At 65.5% G+C, this 19218-nt stretch carries 16 protein-coding genes; 12 read left to right on the forward strand and 4 right to left on the reverse strand.

The window, feature by feature from the left end:
• The first annotated feature begins 207 nt into the window (after positions 1-207).
• The 4 genes from HAP48_RS37620 (at position 208) to HAP48_RS37635 (ending at position 5342) form a co-directional block, all read left to right on the forward strand.
• Positions 208-942, forward strand: a complete 735-nt coding sequence (locus HAP48_RS37620; protein ID WP_166204882.1) for a PopZ family protein — start codon at positions 208-210, stop codon at positions 940-942.
• Positions 943-1175: 233 nt separating this feature from the next.
• Complete coding sequence (locus HAP48_RS37625; protein WP_166204884.1) at positions 1176-4043, forward strand: valine--tRNA ligase; 2868 nt, start codon at positions 1176-1178, stop codon at positions 4041-4043.
• 15 nt (positions 4044-4058) lie between these two features.
• Entirely contained in the window at positions 4059-4445 is a 387-nt protein-coding gene (locus HAP48_RS37630; protein WP_166204886.1) for a VOC family protein, read from the forward strand.
• Between the two features lie 78 nt (positions 4446-4523).
• Positions 4524-5342 carry a hypothetical protein gene (locus tag HAP48_RS37635; protein WP_166204889.1) on the forward strand — a complete coding sequence of 273 codons (819 nt, stop codon included), beginning with the start codon at positions 4524-4526 and terminating at the stop codon, positions 5340-5342.
• A gap of 13 nt (positions 5343-5355) precedes the next feature.
• Here HAP48_RS37635 and HAP48_RS37640 read toward each other — a convergent pair whose 3' ends face one another.
• Positions 5356-5982, reverse strand: coding sequence for a DNA-3-methyladenine glycosylase (locus HAP48_RS37640; RefSeq protein ID WP_166204891.1), 627 nt, complete (start codon positions 5980-5982; stop codon positions 5356-5358).
• A 132-nt stretch (positions 5983-6114) separates the two neighbouring features.
• On the opposite strand from HAP48_RS37640, the gene lipA reads away from it, so the two are divergent.
• The 3 genes from lipA (at position 6115) to HAP48_RS37655 (ending at position 8146) form a co-directional block, all read left to right on the forward strand.
• On the forward strand, positions 6115-7074 hold the full coding sequence (lipA, locus tag HAP48_RS37645) for a lipoyl synthase (protein WP_166204893.1): 960 nt from the start codon (positions 6115-6117) through the stop codon (positions 7072-7074).
• Positions 7075-7148: 74 nt separating this feature from the next.
• Positions 7149-7685, forward strand: a complete 537-nt coding sequence (locus tag HAP48_RS37650; RefSeq protein ID WP_166204895.1) for a P-loop NTPase family protein — start codon at positions 7149-7151, stop codon at positions 7683-7685.
• The gene (locus HAP48_RS37655) at positions 7685-8146 is read left to right on the forward strand and encodes a type II toxin-antitoxin system RatA family toxin (protein WP_166204897.1); all 462 of its coding nucleotides are present in this window, start codon (positions 7685-7687) and stop codon (positions 8144-8146) included. The genes HAP48_RS37650 and HAP48_RS37655 overlap by 1 nt, the downstream gene beginning before the upstream one ends.
• A gap of 536 nt (positions 8147-8682) precedes the next feature.
• On the opposite strand, the gene HAP48_RS37660 is transcribed toward HAP48_RS37655, so the two are convergent.
• The 3 genes from HAP48_RS37660 to HAP48_RS37670 form a co-directional block, all read right to left on the reverse strand.
• Positions 8683-9063 (reverse strand): BA14K family protein, encoded by a 381-nt coding sequence (locus HAP48_RS37660; RefSeq protein WP_166204899.1) that lies wholly within the window; start codon positions 9061-9063, stop codon positions 8683-8685.
• Positions 9064-9233: 170 nt separating this feature from the next.
• Complete coding sequence (locus tag HAP48_RS37665) at positions 9234-9833, reverse strand: CinA family protein (RefSeq protein ID WP_029084148.1); 600 nt, start codon at positions 9831-9833, stop codon at positions 9234-9236.
• 1 nt (position 9834) lies between these two features.
• The gene (locus tag HAP48_RS37670) at positions 9835-11031 is read right to left on the reverse strand and encodes a bifunctional 2-C-methyl-D-erythritol 4-phosphate cytidylyltransferase/2-C-methyl-D-erythritol 2,4-cyclodiphosphate synthase (protein ID WP_166204901.1); all 1197 of its coding nucleotides are present in this window, start codon (positions 11029-11031) and stop codon (positions 9835-9837) included.
• Positions 11032-11318: 287 nt separating this feature from the next.
• Between HAP48_RS37670 and dusB the strand changes: the two genes are divergently transcribed.
• The 5 genes from dusB to ntrX all read left to right on the forward strand — a co-directional run bounded on the left by dusB (position 11319) and on the right by ntrX (position 18945).
• Positions 11319-12320 (forward strand): tRNA dihydrouridine synthase DusB, encoded by a 1002-nt coding sequence (gene dusB / locus HAP48_RS37675; protein WP_166215526.1) that lies wholly within the window; start codon positions 11319-11321, stop codon positions 12318-12320.
• Positions 12317-13492, forward strand: coding sequence for a two-component system sensor histidine kinase NtrB (locus tag HAP48_RS37680; RefSeq protein ID WP_029084145.1), 1176 nt, complete (start codon positions 12317-12319; stop codon positions 13490-13492). The genes dusB and HAP48_RS37680 overlap by 4 nt, the downstream gene beginning before the upstream one ends.
• A gap of 9 nt (positions 13493-13501) precedes the next feature.
• A complete protein-coding gene (ntrC, locus tag HAP48_RS37685) occupies positions 13502-14944 on the forward strand; it encodes a nitrogen regulation protein NR(I) (RefSeq protein WP_029084144.1) in 1443 nt (480 codons plus the stop codon).
• Between the two features lie 177 nt (positions 14945-15121).
• Positions 15122-17557, forward strand: coding sequence for a sensor histidine kinase NtrY-like (locus tag HAP48_RS37690; protein WP_166204903.1), 2436 nt, complete (start codon positions 15122-15124; stop codon positions 17555-17557).
• Between the two features lie 17 nt (positions 17558-17574).
• The gene (ntrX, locus tag HAP48_RS37695) at positions 17575-18945 is read left to right on the forward strand and encodes a nitrogen assimilation response regulator NtrX (protein ID WP_029084142.1); all 1371 of its coding nucleotides are present in this window, start codon (positions 17575-17577) and stop codon (positions 18943-18945) included.
• The last annotated feature ends 273 nt before the right edge of the window (positions 18946-19218 follow it).

Genomic DNA, 19218 nt, shown 5'->3' on the forward strand with positions numbered 1-19218 from the left:
ATTCGCGGCGAGCTGACGCAGCGTGATGACAGGTGCGACGCCACCTGTGATCACGCTGCGTTGGACGACACGAAGCTTGCACAAAGCCTCGGGCGGGCTTGATCTGGGGACAAGTCGGGCGGGAGCAATGAAATTCTCCGCACGCATCATCGGAACCGGCGAATCCTCTCGGGCTTGATGTAAAATCGTTTCGATGTGGAGTCGGAGATGACGCAACCTGCGAAGGTCCAAGAGCCCTCGATGGAGGAGATCCTGGCGTCGATCCGTCGCATCATTGCCGACGACGAGGCGAAGCCGGCCGCGGCCGACAAGCCGGCAGCTGCCGCTGCACCGTCGCCGAAGGTCGAGCCGGCACCACCCGCAGCCAAGCCCGTGATCAAGAGCCCGCCGCCCGCACCACCCCCGGCCGCGAAGGCCGCCGCGCCCGCGCCGAAGGCACCGCCGCCTGCGCCTGCTGCGGCCAGCAACAGCCAGGACGATATCGATTCGCTGTTGGCGAGCCTCGACGAGGCGACGCCCGCAGCCGAGATCAGGCCATCGCAGCCCGAAGCCGATGTGTTCGAGCTGACCGACGACATGGCGCTGCCGGACCCGGCACCCGCGCCCTCGTTCCGCAAGGTCGAGCCACAGGACGATGTCGAGTTCACGGAAGCCCGGACCCGGGTGCCGGCTTCCGAACCAGCGCGAGAACCTGTCCGCGAGCCGCCGGCGATCGAGACCGCGCCGATGCAGCAGATCATCTCGGGAACCACGATGCGGGCGGTCGAATCCGCCTTCAACTCGCTGGCCAACACCGTGCTGAGCAACAATGCCCGGACGCTGGAGGATCTCGTCAAGGAGATGCTGCGGCCGATGCTGAAGTCCTGGCTGGACGACAATTTGCCGGGGCTGGTCGAGCGGATCGTCAAGGCCGAGATCGAGCGGGTATCCCGCGGGCGGTAACTCCTGCCGCAGGGGCTTGGCAGCCCTCATTCAGCCCCCAAATGCCCCAGAGTTTCGGTTCCGATTGAATCCGAACCGAAACTCCAGCTTCCTGTTTTGACGCGTTTTCTTCGCGCGAACCGGTGCCCGCTTCGCGCGAAAACGCTCTCAACGCCGTTTTGACGTGCCGGTCCGGTTGACTTGGTGCGCTCCGGCGGCTTTCTAGCCTTTCCCATGGTCCACAGCGCATTGTCATGATCGAGAAAACCTACCAGCCCGCCGATATCGAGCACCGCATGGCCCAGATCTGGGAGGACAGCGGTGCGTTCAAGGCCGGCCGGCCTGAGCGCAAGGACGCCGCGCCCTTCACCATCGTGATCCCGCCGCCCAACGTGACCGGCTCGCTGCACATGGGGCACGCGCTCAACAACACGCTGCAGGACATCCTGTGCCGCTTCGAGCGGATGCGCGGCCGCGACGTGCTGTGGCAGCCCGGCACCGACCACGCCGGCATCGCCACCCAGATGGTGGTCGAGCGCCAGCTGATGGAGCGGCAGGAGCCGGGCCGCCGCGACATGGGCCGCGCCAAATTCCTCGAGCGGGTCTGGCAGTGGAAGGCCGAGAGCGGCGGCACGATCGTCAACCAGCTCAAGCGCCTCGGCGCGTCCTGCGACTGGTCGCGCGAGCGCTTTACAATGGACGAGGGCCTGTCGCGCGCCGTCGTCAAGGTGTTCGTCGAGCTGCACCGCGAAGGGCTGATCTACAAGGACAAGCGTCTGGTCAACTGGGACCCGAAGCTGCTCACCGCGATCTCCGATCTCGAAGTGCAGCAGGTCGAGGTCAGGGGCCATCTCTGGTACCTGCGTTATCCGATCGAGGGCCGCAGCTTCAGCCCGGACGACCCGAGATCCTTCATCGTGGTCGCGACGACGCGTCCCGAGACGATGCTGGGCGACACCGCGGTCGCGGTGCATCCGGACGACGAGCGCTACACCGATCTGGTCGGCCAGCACGTGATCCTGCCGCTGGTCGGCCGCAAAATTCCGATCGTCGCCGACGACTATTCCGATCCGGAGAAGGGCTCCGGCGCGGTCAAGGTGACGCCGGCGCACGATTTCAACGACTTCGAGATCGGCAAGCGCCACGGCCTGCTGCAGATCAGCGTGTTCGACCAGGAAGGCAGCCTCAGTCTGGTCGACAACGAGGACTATCTGCGCGGCCTGCCGGAAGGCGCCGCCGAATTCGCCGCGGAGTTTCACGGCATCGAGCGGTTCGCCGCGCGCAAGAAGATCGTGACGCGGCTGGAGGAGTTCGGCTTCTTCGAGCGGATCGAGCCCAACACCCACATGGTGCCGCATGGCGATCGTTCCGGCGTCGTGATCGAGCCGTACCTTACCGACCAGTGGTATGTCGACGCCAAGATGCTGGCGCAGCCGGCGATGGCGGCGGTGCGCTCGGGCGAAACCGCCTTCGTGCCGAAGAACTGGGAAAAGACCTATTTCGAGTGGATGGAGAACATCCAGCCCTGGTGCATCTCGCGCCAGCTCTGGTGGGGCCATCAGATCCCGGCCTGGTACGGGCCCGACGGTAAGGTGTTCGTCGCCGAGACCGAGGAGGAGGCGGTCGGCAACGCGCTCGGCTATTACGTCGAGCAGGAGGTCATCACGCCGGAGCAGGGCCACGACATGGCCACTGACCCCGCCAAGCGCGAGGGCTTCATCACCCGTGACGAGGACGTGCTCGACACGTGGTTTTCGTCGGCGCTGTGGCCGTTCTCGACGCTAGGCTGGCCCGACGACACGCCGGAGGTCGCGCGCTACTACCCGACCAACACGCTGGTCACCGGCTTCGACATCATCTTCTTCTGGGTCGCCCGCATGATGATGATGGGCCTCCATTTCATGAAGCAGGCGCCGTTCTCGACCGTCTACATCCACCGTCTCGTCCGCGACGAGAAGGGTGCCAAGATGTCGAAGTCGAAGGGCAACGTCATCGATCCGCTCGGCGTGATCGACGAATTCGGCGCCGACGCGCTGCGCTTCGCGCTGACCCGCGAGGCCGCGCAGGGCCACGACATCCGCCTGTCGCCACATCTGGTCGAGACCAACCGCAATTTTGCGACCAAGTTCTGGAACGCCTGCCGCTTCGCCGAGATGAACGAGTGCGTGAAGCCGGACGGTTTCGATCCGAAGAGCGTCAAGGAAACGCTGAACCGCTGGATCGCGCATGAAACCTCCCGCGTGACCCGCGAGGTGACCGAGACGATCGAGGATCATCGCTTCAACGATGCCGCCGGCGCGATCTACCGCTTCGTCTGGAACGTGTTCTGCGACTGGTATCTCGAACTCGCAAAGCCGGTGCTGATGGGCGAGGAGGGCGCGGCCAAGGTCGAGACCCGCGCCATGATCGCCTGGACCCGTGACGAGATCCTCAAGCTGCTGCATCCGTTCATGCCCTTCATCACCGAAGAGCTGTGGGCCGTGACGGCCAAGCGCGATGGCTTGCTGGTGCTGGCGTCCTGGCCGCGCAAGTCGGGCGTGACCGGCGAGCAGCTGGTGGCGATCGCGACCGCCGGTCCGGTTGTCGATCCGATCATCCCGCCGGTCATTGCCGCGCTCGATGCGGACGAGTTCAGCGATCCCGCAGCCGAAGCCGAGATCGGCTGGGTGGTCGATCTCGTCACCGCGATGCGTTCGGTGAAGGCGGAAATGAACATCCCGCCCTCGACCCTGACGCCGCTGGTGCTCGCGGGCGCCTCCGAGGAGACGCGCGATCGGGCGCAGCGCTGGAACGACACCATCAAGCGGCTTGCGCGATTGTCGGACATTTCCTTCGCCGACGCGGCGCCGGAAGGCGCGGTGCAGCTTCTCGTGCGCGGTGAGGTCGTCGCGCTGCCGCTGAAGGGCGTGATCGATCTGGCGGCCGAGCGGGCGCGGCTGGAGAAGGAGCTCGGCAAGGCCGACGCCGACATCAAGCGGGTCGACGCCAAGCTCGCCAACGAGAAGTTCGTCGCCAACGCGCCGGAAGAGCTGGTCGAGGAAGAGAAGGAAAAGCGCGAGGCCGCCTTGGAGCGCCGCGCCAAGATCCTCGAGGCGATCGAGCGGCTGAAGAAGGCGTCATAGCGGAAGGAAGCGGCGATGCTCGACCACGTCTCCATCACGGTCTCCGACATCGCCGCCGCCGAACGCTTCTACGACGCCGTCATGAGGGTGCTCGACGTGGTCAAGGTCGGGCGCCGCGACGACTGGCTCGGCTATGGCGAGCGGGCGCGGCCGGCCTATCCGGACCGCGTCTATCTCTCGATCCGCAAGGGCGCGAGGCCGGAGGAGGCGTTGGGCCGCCACTGGTGCTTCAAGGCGAAATGGCGCACCCAGGTCGATGCGTTCTGGGATGCCGGCATCGCCGCCGGCGGCACCGACGACGGCGCGCCCGGCCTGCGCGACTATCACACCTCTTATTATGCCGCGTTCCTGCGTGACCCCGACGGCAACCGGATCGAGGCCGTCTGCCATCACGCCATGTGAACCAAGCCGCACTGACCTCAGACCAATCAACCGACACGTCGGCAGTTCGTTGCGGCTTGCCCGGGCCGCGAGATCATCATGACCCTATCCCGCAGAGCGCTGCTGATCGCGACAGGAGGCTTGCCAGTGCTGGGTTGGAGCAAACGAGCCAAAGCGACTGCATCGACGGTCAGGCCGCGTCACGTGCTTTGCCTGCTCGGCGGCGAAGGTGGGCTGGCGCGGCTGAAGGATGCGGCCACGCACGCGATCGAACAAATCGCGGCCGGCTTCAGCATCGACACCACCTATTCGCAGGACAAGCCGGATCCCAACATGAGCCGCTCGTTCGGCGTCTGCTGGGATCGCGTCGCGCCGAATGCCTGGAGCGGCGCCGACGAGGCCGACGTCGCCGGCCATAAGTCCGTGCTCTACGTGCTGGGGCCGCCGATGTCGGCCGACAATGCCGTCATGTGCTCGGCTGGCGCGCTGTTCCTGGTCGATGCCGTGATCAAGGCAGGGGCGACCGCGGCCAAGGGTGAAAGCGCAGGCGTTGCGCACGGCCTCGCGCGTTGGGCCGCGCTTGCACACGACGCCGCTGCGGCACTGCAGTCCGACGACAACATCGCCCTGCGCCGCACCTGCCGCCTGGCCTTCGCCAAGCGGCCGTTGGCTGGCAGAAGCCATATGGAGACTGTCGGGTTTCACCTCGTCGGGCTCCCCGAAGTCTATGTGGCCAAAGCCTATGGCAGCGAGCGCGAGGTGGTTGCGGTGATGGATGAGGTCGGCGACCAACTCGCGCAGCGCGGGCTGGATGCGGTGCTCCGCGATCGCAAGGCACGGCTGTCGGAAGAGACCTCCTATCCATCAGACGATTTCAAGTTCAATCCGTATGGGATCGTGACCATCGATCGGTCCTGATCGACCGCAGGCTTCATCGCGGAAACCGCTTGCTGAGGAATTTCGATCCCTTCAGCCCGTAACGCCAGGGCAGGTCGACGGCTTTGGTGATGCCGATCCGCACGCCTGCGACGATGTCGGGTGCCTCTAGGCGTGCGTGGAGCGCGATCGGCGGACGATCCAGCGGCAATTCGCTGTGCGCGATGGTGATGCCGAGCGCCTCGCAGAGCTTGCCGGGTCCCGAACACAATGCGCGTTCGTCCTCCACTCCGCGCCGCCGCCGCATCGCGGCCAGTCCGTGGGTCGGCTCGAGGGCGCGGATCAGCACGGCACTGGCCGAGCCTGGTTGCTCGCAGACGAAGTTGACGCACCAATGGATGCCGTAGGAGCGGTAGACGTAGGAGAAGCCCGGCGGGCCGAACATCACCTGGTTGCGCGGAGTCGGTCCGCGGTAGGAATGCGCGGCGGGCTCGGAGTGATGATAGGCCTCGACCTCGGTGATGATGCCGCCGACGCCGTCGACCAGAAAGGTTGTGCCGATCAGGTCGGGCGCGACCTCATGCACGCTGCGATCGAAGAAGGAGCGTTTCAGCGCTCTGCCGAGACGCGGCGCGGTCGCAGGGGGCGATCGGGGTTTTGTCGATCGGGGTTTTTGAGCCATTTTGAGGTGGGAATCGGCATGGAACGGGCCGCAAGACTGCCAATATATCGGCTGGTCTGCTAGGGTCGCCGCGCGGGTTGCGAGCCGCGCCAACACCGATTAGCTAAGGTCTCTCGCGACTTGCAGGCTCCCATGGTCACTATCGTCGACACCATCTCCACCACGCCCGTCCGCCCGCGTCACCCCGAAAAGGTGAACCGGCCGGATGCCGTGTCGCCGCCGAAGCCGGACTGGATCCGGGTCCGCGCGCCGAATACGCGCGGCTATGCCGACACCCGCAAGATCGTGAAGGAGAACGGCCTCGTCACGGTGTGCGAGGAGGCCGGCTGCCCCAATATCGGCGAGTGCTGGGACAAGAAGCACGCCACTTTCATGATCATGGGCGACACCTGCACGCGCGCCTGCGCGTTCTGCAACGTCAAGACCGGCATGCCCGGCGCGCTCGAGGCCCATGAGCCGGAATACGTCGCCGAGGCGACCGCCAAGCTCGGCCTGGCCCATGTCGTGATCACCTCGGTCGATCGCGACGATCTCGCCGACGGCGGCGCCGAGCATTTTGCAGAGACCATCCGCGCCATCCGCGCGCGCTGCCCGACCACCACGATCGAGATCCTGACGCCGGACTTCCTGCGCAAGGACGGTGCGCTCGAGCACGTCGTCGCGGCCAAGCCCGACGTCTTCAACCACAATCTGGAAACCGTGCCGTCGCGTTACCTGACGGTCCGTCCCGGCGCCCGCTATTTCCACTCCATCCGGCTGCTGCAGCGGGTCAAGGAGATCGACCCGACCATCTTCACCAAGTCGGGCATCATGGTCGGGCTCGGCGAGGAGCGGCACGAGGTGCTGCAGGTAATGGACGATCTGCGCTCGGCCGAGGTCGATTTCCTGACCATCGGCCAGTACCTGCAGCCGACGCGCAAGCATCACGCCGTGATGCGCTACGTGACGCCGGACGAATTCGCGGGCTATGAGCGCGTCGCCTATACCAAGGGCTTCCTGATGGTGTCGGCGAGCCCGCTGACGCGCTCGTCGCATCATGCCGGCGAGGATTTTGCGAAATTGCAGGCGGCGCGCACGGCCCGCGGCCGCTAGATGCCAGGTGCGGTGAACACGTGCGGTGAACCGGCGTCACGCTCTATTGCTTGATTGAGCTGCGGACTGAACCAATGCAACGCGTTCTGGTGATGGGATCGTCGGGATCCGGCAAGTCGACCTTTGCGCGGCGGCTGTCCGAGATGACGGGCATTCCGACCGTGTCGATCGACGCGCTGTTCTGGAAACCCGGCTGGGTTGCGTCCCACCGCGAGGAATTCGGGCGTCGCATGACCGAGGTGACCGAGCAGCCGCGCTGGATCATGGACGGCAACTACACCAAAAGCGCAGGCGAGTTGCGTCGGCAACTCGCCGATACGGTGATCTGGTTCGACCTGCCGCGGTCGACCTGCATGGCCGGCATCCTGACGCGGATCGCGAAGAGCTATGGCAAGGTCAGGCCGGAGATGGCGGAAGGCTGTCCCGAAAAGATCGATCTCGAATTCTTCCGCTATGTCTGGACCTACCGCCGGCAGCAGCGGCCCGTCCTGATCGAATTCTTCGAAGGCTTGCGTCCCGATCAATCCTTCGTCTGCTTTACGCGCCGGGCGCAAGCCGACGCCTACCTCGGCGACCTCGCACGCAAGCAAAACCGTGCGAGTATTCACTGATGCCACGATTCTCAAGCAAGCGGCGGGTCCGCCACACCGCACCTCAAATGTTCGATCTGGTCGCCGACGTCGAGCGCTATCCGGAATTCGTGCCGCTGTGCCAGTCGCTCAAGGTTCGCCAGCGCACGCCGAAGGATGACGGCACCGAAATCGTGGTGGCCGACATGACAGTCTCCTTCAAGCTGGTGCGGGAAACCTTCACCAGCAGGGTGACGCTCGACCGGCCCAATCTGACGATCCTGGTCGAGTATCTGCGCGGGCCGTTCAGCAATCTGGAGAATCGCTGGAGCTTCGAGCCGAAGTCGGAGACCGAATGCGATGTCGGCTTCTTCCTGAATTACGAATTCAAGAGCCGGATGCTGGCGATGCTGATGGGCTCGATGTTCGACGCCGCGTTTGGACGATTTTCCGCTGCGTTCGAGAAGCGGGCAGATCAGATCTATGGGAAGGGCGTCGCCTAATGCTGATTTCCCTTGTCGGTAGCAATGGCATCGGCTCTGCAATTCATCCGTTGGTTCGAGGATGAATGAGCATGAACCCGATTGTGCGGGAAAACCTTGTTCGCGAACTTGAGCACCTGGTTCAGCACAGGCCGCCGGGCGGTACGCTTTTCATGATGGTTCGCGAAACACCCGACATGCTTGTTGCGACGCTGCAAGAGGGGGTTATCAGTCTCGCGTATCCCCACACTGGCGTGTTTGACTTCTTCAGGTCCAATCGATTCGCGGCCTTCTGCAGGAGGCGTGGATTTGTGGTGCAGAAGGAGCAGTGGCACAATGTGCGGGTAAGTTATGCGCTGATTGGGACGGTCGCAGCGCATGCTGCACAGACAATCGACGAATGCTTCTCAAGCGTTTTTCGCCTATCGGGTCCATTTGGACTGGAACTAAAGGGGATGGGTTGGCAGTCGTCGACGAACAGCAGTCGAGAAGACGGCGGAAACTGGACGCTTGAGACACTGCCCGGGAAGGCCCGGGCAGTGTCTCTGGTGTTCGTCTTACGGGCAGGAGCGACGCACGCCGCCGGATGCGATGTAGGTGCCCGAGGCCGGGTCGTAGGAGCGGAAACGCTGTGAGCAATAGGCGTCGTTGTTGGCCTTGGCCTGGCTCGCGGCGATTGCGCCACCGATGATCGCGCCGGCGGCAAGCCCGCCAATGATCGCTGCGCCGTTTCCGCCGCCACCATGCCGGTATCCACCGCGATAGCCGTAACGCGGGCCGCCGCCATGCCAGTGACGGTACTGCACATGCTCGACGGAGGTGGGCTGGTCCTGCAACCGCGCGGGCGCAAGCGGAGCGGCGAACGAGGGGGCGACAGTCGACAGCGTCATGGCGCCAGTGGTGATGGCGGCCACGACCAAAGTTCCCAACTTCATCATTTTCTCCTTGTTGTGGGATTTTGCTGTTCGAAGAACAATTGAAACAGCCGAGTTGGAGCAACAGAAAACGGCGAGGCGACGTCAAAGTTCCACCTGAGATGGCATCACTGGACCGCAGTTGACACAAGGTAGTGTGAAGCGGCCGTTCGCGCGACCCGACTCTCGTAGGCCTATCCGCGCGGCGGCCGGCGCCGTTTCGCGGCGTGGCTGCGGGGCGAACGGGCGACCCTCGGCCGCAGCCGGCTCGCGGTCTCGCGGCGCGGTTTGGCGGCCTGCGGCGGTCGCGCAAGCTCCATCAGCATGCGCAGCGCTTCGACGACGGAGCGCTGGCGGACGGTGCTGCGGCCGATCGCGCCAAACCGCTGCTCGCGATGAAGGATGCGGCCGTCGCGCGCGGCGACGGCGAAATGCACCAGGCCCACCGGCTTGCCCGGTGTTGCGCCTCCGGGACCGGCAATGCCGGTGATCGACACCGCAAGGTCGACGCCGGCCTTTTCCAGCGCGCCGATCGCCATCGCGGTCGCGGTCTCTTTGCTCACCGCGCCGAATGTCTCGAGCGTTGCCGCCTTGACGCCAAGCATGACCCGCTTGGCCTCGTTCGAATAGGTGACGAAGCCGCGGTCGATGACGTCGGAAGAGCCAGGGATGTCGGTGAGGGCGCCCGCGACCAGGCCGCCAGTGCAGGATTCGGCAGTCGCGATGGTCAGCTTGCGCATCCGGCACAGGTCGAGCAGCGAGCGGGAGAGGGCACGAGCGTCGCTGCCGCCCATATCAGGCACTCCAGCCGTTTTCGTTCCAGGGCAGGCGGATCGTGGCGCTCGCGGTCGCCGCGATGCCTTCCTCGCGGCCGGTGAAGCCGAGCCGTTCGCTGGTGGTCGCTTTGACCGCCACGCGCGAGATGTGGACGCCGGAAATCTCCGCGATCTTCGCCCGCATGGTGTCGCGCAGCGGGCCGATCTTCGGCCGCTCGCAGATCAGCGTCACCTCGAGATTGGCGATCCGCCCGCCGCGCGCCGTGACGCGCTCGACCGCATATTTCATGAACTGGTCGGAGGAGGCGCCCTTCCACTTGGCGTCGCTCGGCGGGAAATGCGAGCCGATGTCGCCGTCGGCCAATGCGCCGAGGATCGCGTCGACCAGCGCATGCAGCCCGACGTCGCCGTCGGAATGGGCGAGGAATCCGCGTGAGTGCGGCACGCGCACGCCGCAGATCATCACGTGGTCGCCGTCGCCGAAGGCGTGCACGTCGTAGCCGGTGCCGGTTCTGATGTCGCCGAGCTGGCTTGCGAGCCGCGCTTCCTCGCGCACGAAGTCTTCGGGGGTGGTGAGTTTCATGTTGGCAGGATCACCTTCAAACGTCGCAACCGTCAATCCCGCCCATTCGGCAAGCGCCGCATCGTCGGTGAATTCGCTGCGGCCTTCGCGCGCAGCGCGACGATGCGCCTCCAGGATGACGTCGAAACGAAATGCCTGCGGCGTCTGCGCGATGCGCAGGCGCGCGCGCTCCGGCGTCGCCTCGACATCACCGGTATCGCCGGTGAGCTTGATCGTGTCGGTGACGGGAATCACCGGAATCGCGGCGCCGGTCCGGTCGGCTGCGGCGATCGCGCGCGAGATGACAGCTGCGGTGACGAAGGGGCGCGCGGCATCGTGGATCAGCACGATGTCGGGCTTCTCGCTTGCGAGCGCCTCGAGCCCGGCATGGACCGAGGCCTGACGGGACGCACCGCCCGGCGTCGGCGGCTGATGTTGCAAGCCCGCGACGGCTTCGCGAAACAGCGCGGCGTCGTCAGGATTGACCACCGGCTGCACCGCGAACACGTCCGGATGTCCGGAGAACGCCTCCATGGCGCGGTAGATCACCGTCTGGCCGCCGATCGTCCGGTATTGCTTCGGCTCGCCGGCGCCGGCGCGCAGACCACGGCCGGCTGCGACAAGGATGGCTGCGGTACGCTCAGACTTCGGCATTTTGAACCAATGACAGACGAATCGGGGATGTGGAGAGGGCGGCGGGGATCGCCGCGGACAGCCCTTAGCATGACCGCTGCGCAAAAACAGAGCGTTTGCCGATGACTGTGGGAAAAGCAGATTTTGTTGCGGTGCACTTGCGCTGATGGTAGAACTGTCTAAACCGTAGGCATGAGCCTTGACTGCACAAGAATTGTGCGCAAAATGAACAGCGTCGGCTGCAATGACGTGGCTGACAGAACGACGAGACGGCTGTGACCGGCGTACAAAGTACTGCTCGTAACCCTTTGAAGATAGGCGACATTGCTGTCGCCAACCGGGTTCTCCTCGCGCCCATGTCCGGCATCACCGACGCGCCCTTTCGGCGACTCGCCGCCCGCCTGGGCGCCGGCCTGGTGGTCTCGGAGATGACGGCGAGCGACGATCTGGTGAGCGGCAAGCCGATCTCGAAGCTGCGCTGTGAGGCAGCCGGAATCGGACCGCATGTGGTCCAGCTTGCGGGCTGCGAGACCCGCTGGATGGCGGAGGGCGCGCGGATCGCCGAAGGCGCCGGCGCCGACATCATCGACATCAACATGGGCTGCCCGGCGCGTCACGTGACCGGCGGCCAGTCCGGCTCGGCCCTGATGCGCGACCTGGACCACGCGGTCACGCTGATCGACGCGACGATCGCGGCCGTCAAGGTGCCGGTGACGCTGAAGATGCGGCTCGGCTGGGACGATCGCTCGCTCAACGCGCCCGAACTGGCGCGCCGCGCCGAGGCATCGGGCGTGCAGATGATCACCGTGCACGGCCGCACCCGCTGCCAGTTCTACAAGGGCGAGGCGAACTGGAATGCCGTGCGCGCGGTCAAGGATGCCGTCACGATCCCGGTCGTGGTCAACGGCGACATCACCTCGTTCGACAAGGCCATCGGCGCGCTGGAGAAGTCGGGCGCCGACGCCGTCATGATCGGCCGCGGCGCGCAGGGCCAGCCCTGGCTGCCGGGCCAGATCGGCCGCCGCCTGGAGGGCGGGATCCCTGAGGCCGCGCCGTCGCTCGCGGAGCAGCTCAAGCATATCCGCGCGCTCTATGACGAGGTCTGCAGCCACTACGGCCTGCGTGTCGGCCTCAGGCATGCGCGCAAGCATCTCGGCTGGGCGCTCGAGACCGCGGCGGCTTACAGCTGCGCGCCGGCGGCAACCGTGAAGACCTGGCGGCAGGCCATCCTGACCTCGGAGGAGCCGTCCAGCGTGCACCGCTCGCTCGAGCAAGCCTACGACGATTTTGCCTGGAGTGCTGCCGCATGACGTCAGCCATGGAATTTCGCCGGCCCGTGCCCACCGATGGCGAGGCCATCCTCAATGCGCTGCCCAATCCGGTGCTGCTGATCGCACCCGATGGACGCATCGTCGACGCCAATATCGCCGCCGAATCCTTCTTCGAGATCTCGACGCAGTTCCTGCGCCGGCAGTCGCTGAAGGAGCTGGTGCCGTTCGGCAGCCCGCTGCTCGCGCTGATCGAGCAGGTGCGGACCAACGGCTCGCCGGTCAACGAGTACAAGGTCGATCTCGGCACGCCGCGGATCGGCGGCGATCGCCAGGTCGACCTCCATGTCGCGCCGCTGACCGAGCGGCCCGGGCACATCGTGGTGATGCTGCAGGAGCGCACCATCGCCGACAAGATGGACCGCCAGCTCACCCATCGCAGCGCGGCGCGCTCGGTGATCGCGCTGGCGGCGATGCTCGCCCATGAGATCAAGAACCCGCTGTCGGGCATCCGCGGCGCCGCGCAGCTGCTGGAGCAGCAGGCCTCCTCCGAGGACCGGCTGCTGACGCGGCTGATCTGCGACGAAGCCGACCGCATCGTCACGCTGGTCGACCGCATGGAAGTGTTCGGCGACGACCGCCCGGTGGCGCGCGGCCCGGTCAACATCCATTCCGTGCTCGACCATGTGAAGCGGCTCGCACAGTCCGGCTTTGCCCGCAACGTCCGTTTCATCGAGGATTACGATCCGTCGCTGCCGCCGGTGCTGGCCAACCAGGACCAGCTGATCCAGGTGTTCCTCAATCTGGTGAAGAATGCGGCCGAAGCGGTCGCCGATCTCGGCACCGATGCGGAGATCCAGCTCACCACGGCGTTTCGGCCGGGCGTGCGGCTGTCGGTGCCCGGCAAGAAATCGCGGGTCTCGCTACCGCTCGAATTCTGCGTCAAGGACAATGGCTCGGGCGTGCCGGAAGATTTGCTGCCGAACCTGTTCGATCCCTTCGTCACCACCAAGCAGACCGGCAGCGGGCTCGGCCTCGCGCTGGTCGCCAAGATCGTCGGCGATCACGGCGGCATCATCGAATGCGAGTCGCAGCCGCGCAAGACCACCTTCCGCGTGCTGATGCCGATGTACAGCGCCGCCAAGCACCACGACCAAAGCAACCGCGATGACGTTCCGGGTACGCCGTCGCCTGCCTCTCAGGACGCACGATGAGGAACAACAATGCCTGCAGGTAGCATACTTGTCGCTGACGACGACACCGCCATCCGGACCGTCCTGAATCAGGCGCTGTCGCGCGCCGGCTATGAGGTTCGCCTGACCGGCAACGCCGCCACGCTGTGGCGCTGGGTCAGCCAGGGCGAGGGCGATCTCGTCATCACCGACGTGGTGATGCCCGACGAGAATGCCTTCGATCTGCTGCCGCGGATCAAGAAGATGCGGCCGAACCTGCCGGTCATCGTGATGAGCGCGCAGAACACCTTCATGACCGCGATCCGCGCCTCCGAGCGCGGCGCCTACGAATATCTGCCAAAGCCGTTCGACCTGAAGGAGCTGATCACCATCGTCGGCCGCGCGCTGGCCGAGCCGAAGGAGCGGGTCTCGAGCCCCGCCGATGACGGCGAGTTCGACTCGATCCCGCTGGTCGGCCGTTCGCCGGCGATGCAGGAAATCTACCGCGTGCTGGCGCGGCTGATGCAGACCGACCTCACCGTGATGATCTCGGGTGAATCCGGCACCGGCAAGGAGCTGGTCGCCCGCGCGCTGCACGACTACGGAAGGCGCCGCAACGGCCCGTTCGTCGCGGTCAACATGGCGGCGATCCCGCGCGACCTCATCGAGTCCGAATTGTTCGGCCACGAACGCGGCGCGTTCACCGGCGCCAACACCCGCGCCTCCGGCCGCTTCGAGCAGGCCGAGGGCGGCACGCTGTTCCTCGACGAGATCGGCGACATGCCGATGGAGGCGCAGACCCGTCTGCTCCGCGTGCTGCAGCAGGGCGAATACACCACCGTCGGCGGCCGCACCCCGATCAAGACCGACGTCCGCATCGTCGCAGCCTCGAACAAGGATTTGCGCATCCTGATCCAGCAGGGGCTGTTCCGCGAAGATCTGTTCTTCCGCCTCAACGTGGTGCCGCTGCGGCTGCCGCCGCTGCGCGAACGCATCGAGGATCTGCCCGACCTGATCCGGCACTTCTTCTCGCTCGCCGAGAAGGACGGCCTGCCGCCGAAGAAGCTCGACACCCAGGCGCTGGAGCGGCTCAAGCAGCACCGCTGGCCGGGCAACGTCCGCGAGCTGGAAAACCTCGCCCGCCGGCTTGCCGCGCTCTATCCGCAGGATGTCATCACCGCCTCCGTGATCGACGGCGAGCTGGCGCCGCCGGCGGTCACCTCGGGCAGCACGGCAACTGTGGGCGTCGACAATCTCGGCGGCGCGGTCGAGGCCTATCTGTCCTCGCATTTCTCCGGCTTCCCGAACGGCGTGCCGCCGCCGGGCCTCTACCATCGCATCCTCAAGGAGATCGAGATTCCGCTGTTGACCGCGGCGCTGGCGGCGACCCGCGGCAACCAGATCCGGGCCGCCGATCTGCTCGGCTTGAACCGCAACACGCTGCGCAAGAAGATCCGCGACCTCGATATCCAAGTCTACCGCAGCGGCGGTTAGGGGTGATGCGGCGGGGCGCTGCTCCCGCCGCCTTTACTGAGTAGTCACAAAAGGTGTTGAGGACACGGCGCCGCACCGCGGTTTGCGCCGCGGAAATGTCGCAATTCGGCAACATTGTGATATGATTGCATCAGTTCGCAATTCCCGCGGGCGATCGCTCTCAGCTCAATTGCCGGTATGATCAGCGCAGAGACCACCGCTACTACGTTAGACGCGTCCCCGGCAGCCGAGCCCAAGGATTTTCCCTTGCGGAGGTGGCTGGCGCCGTTCGCGGCGGTCACGGCACTGTTCTCGGCGCTGCTGACCTTCGTGGTGCTGACCGGCATGACGCCGATCGATGCCACCAAGGAGATCGTCTACTCGTTCCTGCTAATCAACGCGGCTTCGATCCTGCTGCTGATCGGGATCATTTCGCGCGAGGTCTGGAAGGTGCTCCAGGCCCGGCGGCGGGGTAGGGCGGCGGCGCGGCTGCATGTGCAAGTCGTCGGCCTGTTCTCGATCATCGCGGTGCTGCCGGCGGTCCTGGTCGCCATCGTCGCCAATCTGACGCTCGACCGCGGCCTCGATCGGCTGTTTTCGGGCCCCACGAAACAGGTGATCCAAAACTCGCTGACCATTGCCAGCGCCTATATGCAGGAGCACGCCCAGCTTATTCGTGGCGACATCCTGGGGATGGCCAGCGACATCTCTCGCGCGCGCATGACGCCGCTCTATGATCAGGATCGGCTGTCGTTTCGCGAGTTCCTGACGGCAGCCGCGGCCTCACGCAACCTGCCGGTCGCGGTGATGATGGACAAGGACGGCAAGATCCTGGAGAGCGCCGAGACCGGGGTGAGCCTGAACTATGCGCTGCCGCCGCCGGATTTCCTGAGCAAGGTCAGCGATACCGACCCCGAAATCTCGGTATTCCCGGAGAGCTACGTCGCCTCCGTAGTCCGTCTCAAGGGCCTCGACGACACCTTCCTCTATGTCGCCCGTCTGCTCGATCCAGCCGTGGTTGCTCAACTCAAGCAGACCCAGGCAAGTGTCGCAGAATACGCCGAGATCGAATCGCGCCGGCTCGGCATCCAGGTCAACTTCGCGCTGATGTTCGCGGTGATCGCGCTGACCATCTTGATGGCCTCGGTGCTGATCGGATTGAATTTCGCCAACGGACTGGTTGAGCCGATCCGCAACATCATGAGTGCGGCGAACCAGGTCTCGACCGGCGACCTGCACGTGCAGGTGCCGGTGTCCAAATCGGAGGGCGATCTCGCCAAGCTCGGCCAGACCTTCAACAACATGACGCAGGAGCTGCGCACCCAGCGCGACGAACTGGTCAATGCCAGCGAAACCATCGACAGCCGCCGCCGCTTCATCGAGGCCGTGCTGTCCTCGGCCAGCGCCGGCATCATCGGCGTTGACGCTTCCGGCAGCGTCGGCATCCTCAACCGCTCGGCCGAGAAGCTGATCGGGCACGCCGAGTCCGAGACACTCGATCATCCGCTGTCGGACGTGCTGGCCGAGCTCGACGAGATGATGAAGACCGCGCGCGAGGGTACGCAGCGGCTGGTGCAGGGGCAGGTCACGATCAATCGCGACGGCCATGAGCGCAATCTGTCGGTGCGGATATCCGCCGAGCAGACCAGCCAGTCGCGCGACAGCTACGTCATCACGCTCGACGACATCACCGAGCTGGTGTCGGCGCAGCGCACCTCGGCCTGGGGCGACGTCGCCCGCCGCATCGCCCACGAGATCAAGAACCCGCTGACCCCGATCCAGCTCTCCGCCGAGCGCATCCGGCGCAAGTTCGGCAAGACCATCACCGAGCCGAAGGACAAGTCGATCTTCGAGCAGTGCACCGACACGATCGTGCGCCAGGTCGACGACATCAGGCGCATGGTCGACGAATTCTCGCGCTTTGCGCGGATGCCGAAGCCGGTGATGGAAGGCGAGGACGTCGCCGACGTGGTACGCCAGGCGGTGTTCCTGATGAAGGTCGCCCATCCCGATCTCGACATCGAGGCCGACATCAAGCAGTCGCCGCTGCCCGCGCAGTTCGATCGCCGCCTGATCTCGCAGGCGCTGACCAACATCATCAAGAACGCCACCGAGGCGATCGAGCAGGTCCCGCGGGAGGAACTCGGCAAGGGCCGGATCGACGTCGTGGCGCAGCGCGAGAACGACGACATCCTGATCGACGTCATCGACAACGGCATTGGCCTGCCCAAGGTCGCCCGCGCGCGCCTGCTCGAGCCCTATGTCACGACCCGGGCGAAGGGCACCGGCCTTGGCCTTGCGATCGTCGGCCGCGTCCTGGAGGACCATGGCGGGCGGATCGAGCTCAAGGACGCCTCCGACTTCCGCGAGGGCCAGCGCGGCGCCTGGATGCGGCTGCGCTTTGCCGTCACGGGCCAGGCGGCCAAGCCCGAGACCAAGTCCGAGAACAAGGAACAAAGTCCGGACGTCAAACCGGAATCCGACCCCAGCAGTGAAAAAAATCCGCCGCAAGAGCCGACCAGCGGCCCGGCAGAGGCGACCAACAATGAAGCAAAAATCCAAAAGCCGATCGAACAGCCAATCCAAGAACCAAATGCGCAAGAGCCAAAAATCAAAGCCGCGACGGGCGACTGACAAGACAGGTGTAACCCATGGCCAGTGACATTCTGATTGTCGACGACGAAGCAGACATTCGCGACCTCGTTGCGGGTATTCTGGACGATGAGGGGTTTTCCACGCGGACCGCGCGCGACAGCGATTCGGCGCTTGCCGAGATCGCCAACCGCCGCCCGAACCTGGTCTTCCTCGACATCTGGCTGCAGGGCTCCAAGCTCGACGGCCTGCAGCTGCTCGAGCAGATCAAGAAGGACAATGCCGATCTGCCGGTCGTGATGATCTCCGGCCACGGCAACATCGAAACCGCCGTCGCCGCGATCAAGCGCGGCGCCTATGACTTCATCGAGAAGCCGTTCAAGTCGGACCGGCTGATCCTGGTCGCGACCCGGGCGCTCGAAACCTCGCGGCTCAAGCGCGAGGTCAAGGAGCTCAAGCAGCTGGCTCCAGCGGCCAGCGTGCTAACCGGCCGCTCGGCCTGCATGAACCAGCTGCGCCAGACCATCGACCGCGCCGCCAAGGCCAACAGCCGCATCCTGATCGTCGGTCCCTCCGGCGCCGGCAAGGAGCTCGCCGCGCGCACGCTGCACCATGCCTCAGGGCGCGCCGAGGGGCCGTTCGTGGTGATCAATGCGGCGGCGATCACGCCGGAGCGGATGGAGATCGAGCTGTTCGGCTTCGAGGGATCGAACGGCGAGCAGCAGCGCAAGGCCGGCGCGCTCGAGGAAGCGCATGGCGGCACGCTGTTCATCGACGAGATCGCGGACATGCCGCGCGAGACCCAGAACAAGATCCTGCGCGTGCTGGTCGATCAGACCTTCCAGCGCCAGGGCGGCACCAGCAAGGTGCATGTCGACGTCCGCATCATCTCCTCGACCGCACGCAATCTGGAGGAGGAGATCGCGGCGGGCCGTTTCCGCGAGGATCTCTACCATCGCCTCTCGGTGGTGCCGATCCGCGTGCCGCCGCTGTCGGAGCGCCGCGAGGACATCCCCGAGCTGATCGACTATTTCATGGACCAGATCTCGGCTGCGACAGGCCTGCCGAAGCGGCAGATCGGGCAGGACGCGATGGCGGTGCTGCAGTCGCATGTCTGGCCGGGCAACGTCCGCCAGCTCCGCAACAACGTCGAGCGCGTGATGATCCTGGCCGGCGGCGGGCCCGAGGCGATCATCACCGCCGACATGCTGCCGCAGGACGTCGGCTCGATGGTGCCGGCGATGCCGACCTCCAACAATGGCGAGCACATCATGGGCCTGCCGCTGCGCGAGGCCCGCGAAGTGTTCGAGCGCGACTATCTGATCGCCCAGATCAGCCGCTTCTCCGGCAATATCTCGCGCACCGCGGAGTTCGTCGGCATGGAGCGCTCGGCGCTGCATCGCAAGCTGAAGGCGCTCGGGGTCGGCTGACCCCGGCGCGCCCGGCTGGCCGGCAGCTTGAAGCAAAACCCCGGCGGTCACCCGCCGGAGCGGTGCCCGGCCCCCAGGGTCGGGGCGCGATGATGGGCGAGGCGAGAACGGGACCGCTGCAACCGGGGATTTATCCACTACCCGCGAGAATATTCGTCTCGTTCCCTGCACTTTCTTAGAATTGCCACCGTGTTCCTACCGACTGCTGCGCGAACTGGCTTGCCTAAAAACCGCGCGTAGCCTCTAATCCTACCTGCTATGCCTGCCGGAGGG

It is taken from the genome of Bradyrhizobium septentrionale, from assembly GCF_011516645.4.
Classification (GTDB): Bacteria; Pseudomonadota; Alphaproteobacteria; order Rhizobiales; family Xanthobacteraceae; genus Bradyrhizobium; species Bradyrhizobium septentrionale.